Source organism: Vibrio sp. V01_P9A10T6 (assembly GCF_963877065.1).
Classification (GTDB): Bacteria; Pseudomonadota; Gammaproteobacteria; order Enterobacterales; family Vibrionaceae; genus Vibrio; species Vibrio anguillarum.
Window position 1 is genome coordinate 1 of record NZ_CAWNTB010000094.1, and the last position, 4,000, is coordinate 4,000.

4 protein-coding genes, 2 tRNA genes and 1 rRNA gene are annotated in these 4,000 nt (G+C 43.3%); 4 read left to right on the top strand and 3 right to left on the bottom strand.

The annotated features are described in order from the left end of the window. The 4 genes from rrf to nfsA form a co-directional block, all read left to right on the top strand. Nucleotides 1–83 (top strand): 5S ribosomal RNA (gene rrf, locus AACQ21_RS17400); the annotation flags it as partial. 29 nt (nucleotides 84–112) lie between these two features. Further along, a tRNA-Asp gene (locus AACQ21_RS05020) sits at nucleotides 113–189 on the top strand. Between the two features lie 59 nt (nucleotides 190–248). Then, nucleotides 249–325, top strand: a tRNA-Trp gene (locus AACQ21_RS05025). 220 nt (nucleotides 326–545) lie between these two features. Further along, complete coding sequence (gene nfsA, locus AACQ21_RS05030) at nucleotides 546–1,268, top strand: oxygen-insensitive NADPH nitroreductase (RefSeq protein ID WP_017047921.1); 723 nt, start codon at nucleotides 546–548, stop codon at nucleotides 1,266–1,268. 39 nt (nucleotides 1,269–1,307) lie between these two features. Here nfsA and AACQ21_RS05035 read toward each other — a convergent pair whose 3' ends face one another. The 3 genes from AACQ21_RS05035 to rdgC form a co-directional block, all read right to left on the bottom strand. Further along, nucleotides 1,308–1,562 (bottom strand): YfhL family 4Fe-4S dicluster ferredoxin, encoded by a 255-nt coding sequence (locus AACQ21_RS05035; protein WP_013857525.1) that lies wholly within the window; start codon nucleotides 1,560–1,562, stop codon nucleotides 1,308–1,310. 2 nt (nucleotides 1,563–1,564) lie between these two features. After that, the gene (gene trhP, locus AACQ21_RS05040) at nucleotides 1,565–2,965 is read right to left on the bottom strand and encodes a prephenate-dependent tRNA uridine(34) hydroxylase TrhP (RefSeq protein WP_105977144.1); all 1,401 of its coding nucleotides are present in this window, start codon (nucleotides 2,963–2,965) and stop codon (nucleotides 1,565–1,567) included. A gap of 162 nt (nucleotides 2,966–3,127) precedes the next feature. After that, the coding region (gene rdgC, locus AACQ21_RS05045; RefSeq protein WP_105977145.1) for a recombination-associated protein RdgC at nucleotides 3,128–4,000 on the bottom strand (873 nt) is incomplete at its 5' end.

The following is a 4,000-nucleotide window of genomic DNA, read 5'->3' on the forward strand; positions in this document are numbered from 1 at the left end:
TCCATGCCGAACTCAGAAGTGAAACACAACAGCGCCGATGGTAGTGTGGGGTCTCCCCATGTGAGAGTAGGACATCGCCAGGCTTTGAATATTGTCTAACCAGACACGCTGCGGAGCGGTAGTTCAGTTGGTTAGAATACCGGCCTGTCACGCCGGGGGTCGCGGGTTCGAGTCCCGTCCGCTCCGCCACTTATTAAGAGCCTCAGCAGTCACGTTGAGGCTTTCTTCAATGAGTAAGATAAAGTTTTAGGGGTGTAGCTCCAACTGGCAGAGCAGCGGATTCCAAATCCGCGTGTTGGGAGTTCGAATCTCTCCACCCCTGCCATCTATCAAGCCTCCGCAGAAATGCTGAGGCTTTTTACTATTTTTTATCTCCTTATTATTTTTTAGAACATTCCTGTTCTTCAATAACTTCAATAAAAGTATCGCCCCCATACTGCATTAAACCGATCTTTTCTGTGCTAATTTTAAGTTTGCATTTTTACGGCATCAGTAGGTAATGCTTGCTAAGATAGTGGCAATATCCTCGTAGGGAAACATATAAGATGAATCCAGTCATTGAAACTATTCTTGCACATCGTTCTATCCGATCTTTTACCGATCAGAAGATAACTCCAGATCAGCTGAGTACAATTATTTCTGCTGGTATTGCGGCATCATCATCGAGCCTATTACAGGTTAATTCAATCATTCGTGTTACAGATAAAGATAAACGCGAGCAGTTGGCTATACTGGCGGGCAACCAAGCTTATGTTGCAAGCGCTGCTGAGTTTTTAGTGTTCTGCATTGACTACCAACGTCATTACGCCATTAATCCTGAGGTAAAACCAGAGCTGATTGAACTCACTTTGATTGGCGCTGTAGACGCTGGGATCATGGCACAAAACTGTTTATTGGCGGCAGAATCGATGGGATTGGGTGGTGTTTATATTGGCGGATTAAGAAATTCACCTAAAGAAGTGGATGAGTTATTAGAGCTTCCTCCATATTGCGCAGTGTTATTTGGTATGTGTTTGGGGTATCCGGCTCAGAATCCACAACTAAAACCTCGTTTATCTCCTGAGGTAATTGTTCATGAGAATACCTACCATGCTTTGAGTTATGCTGAAATAGAGCAATATGATGAGACGATGAGGGCTTATTATCAGACGCGTTCTTCCAATACTAAGCAAGCGGCTTGGTCTACAGAGGTAACGGCTAAATTAGCACAAGAATCTCGACCTCATATGTTGAACTATCTCAACAGTAAAGGCTTAGCACACCGATAAAAAGAGCCCAATCTTAACGATTGGGCTCTTTTACAATGATTAGGCTAAACCTTGAATAACGACGAATTTTTCAAGTAGTTGATGTTCAGTTTCTATGTGTTCTGGATCGGTAATGATGCAGTTTGTTATCGGACATACGGATTGACAGGTGGGCTTGTCGTAATGTCCTTTGCATTCAGTACATAGATTAGGATCAATTTCATAGATCCGGTTGCCCATAGAGATCGCGCCATTTGGACATTCCGGATCACACATATCACAGTTAATGCATTTACTGGTGATCAATAATGCCATAACTACTTGCCTACGGGATTACGAGTATCTTGGCCAGCATTCAAGTTACGCATTAACAGAGCAAAGTTTAAATCCAACTCTTCAGGAACCGGGATATAAACAAAGTGACCGTTTCCTTTTGCGTCATCAACAGTTTCACCTTTGCGGTTTTCCATTGCTTCAAGTCTGAAGACAACATTCCCTTTTGGGGTCATCAGCTCTAAACTATCACCTAAGATAAACTTGTTTTTAACTTCAACTTCAGCCATTTCACCACGACGTTTACCCGTAAATTCACCAACAAATTGCTGTGAATCTGAGACTGAATAGCCATAGTCATAGTTTTGATAAGTATCGTGTGTATGGCGTCGCAAGAAACCTTCGGTATAGCCACGGTGTGCAAGGCTTTCTAAAGTGCCCATCAGGCTTTCATCAAATGGTTTACCTGAAACTGCGTCATCAATTGCTTTGCGATACACTTGAGCTGTGCGAGCGCAATAATAGAAAGATTTAGTACGACCTTCTATTTTTAATGAATGCACGCCCATTTTCGTCAATCGTTCTACATGCTGTACGGCTCGTAGATCTTTTGAGTTCATAATGTAGGTGCCATGTTCATCTTCAAAAGCGGCCATCTTCTCTTCTGGACGATGGCTTTCTGAAAGCAAAACCACATCATCAATCGGTTTGCCTAAACCAAGTGTATTATCAGGGCGCTCTTCTTGTATCTCGATAGTTTGAACTGCTGTTGGATCAAATTTCTCGACAATTTGACCTGTTTCGTCTTCTTTGGCTGATTCAACTTTGTATTCCCAACGACATGCATTGGTGCATGTTCCTTGGTTTGGATCACGTTTATTAATGTAGCCAGACAATAGACAGCGACCTGAATAAGCCATGCATAATGCGCCATGAACAAAAATTTCGAGTTCGGTCGTTGGACATTGCTCACGAATTTCTTCAATTTCTTCCAACGAAAGTTCGCGTGATAGAATCACTCGTTCAACGCCTTGGGATGCCCAGAACTTAACTGTTGCCCAGTTAACAGCGTTGGCTTGAACTGAAAGGTGAATAGGCATTTCAGGAAATGCTTCACGAACCATCATGATAAGCCCAGGGTCAGACATAATGAGCGCATCAGGTCCCATTTCAACCACAGGCTTTAGATCTCGGATGAATGTCTTAAGTTTTGAGTTGTGGGGTTGAATATTACAAACCACGTACAATTTTTTACCCAAAGCATGTGCTTCATCGATGCCGATTTGCAGGTTTTCATGGTTAAATTCGTTGTTGCGTACACGAAGGCTATAACGAGGTTGGCCGGCATAAACGGCATCCGCACCGTAAGCAAACGCATAACGCATGTTTTTTAGACTGCCCGCCGGTGATAGTAGTTCGGGGACAAAAGGGGTATGTATGCTCATCGTTTTTCTCTAATCTGATCTCAAGTCAGGCCAATACCACCTGATGGTATTGGAGGGGCGCAAATTTTACGTTAAAAATAACCTTATGCCTAGTAGGGATCGTAAGCGATACAAAAAAGCCCAACACTTTTAAGGGCATTGGGCTTTTGCATGATGCTTTTGTTAAGCGTTCGGGTGAGGAAGGCCGCCGAGAACGTCAAATAAGTTAGGCAAAAATGCCGACATTTCACCACACATTAATGAGAAATCGGCATCAAAGCGAGCCGCTTGCTCTTCTCGTGGAATATCTTCATTTTGTTCTTTGAGCTCATCGCTAAATGCCAAACGCTTAATGCTACAATCTTCAGCCAGAATAAAGCTCAGGCGATCTTGCCAGTTCAATGCCAGTTTAGTGACGACTTTATTAGCTTCAATATGGCTTAAGATCTCATCGCTTGTCAGTTCTTGTTTCTTACAGCGGATCACTGCGCCATCTTCTAATAACGACTTTAATTCAGCTTCATCCAACAAGCTAAACCCTGGTGGCAGTTCGCTACTTTTAACCCACTGAGTAAGTGTTGTTTCTACTGCTTGTTCTGGGATCGCAGGTACTACGGGTAGGCTACCCATGGTTTTGCGTAGCAGCGCCAAAACGTCTTCAGCTTTTTTGTAGCTTGCGGCATCGACTAGAATGAAGCCTTGTTTGGGTAGAATAAGCACAAAGGTGAGATTGCTGCGGCTAAATGCTCTAGGTAGGAGATCGATGACAATATCTTCCTTGAGGCTTTCCTTCTCCTTTTTCTTGAGAGGTCGCCCTTCTTCCACTTCCATCGCTTCAACTTTGGCATTCAAAGAATCTTTAATGACCGAAGCAGGTAACATCTTTTCTTCTTTTTTCGCGCAGATCAGAATACGGTCTTCAGAAACGTGGGTCATCATGTCGCCGTGTTTACCCATTGCGTTAACCCAACCAAATTTTTGCTTATCTTGGCTGCCGCATGGTGTAAAACGAAATTCGGCTAGTTGTTTTTCGAGCTGATCGGCGTTGAATTCTAC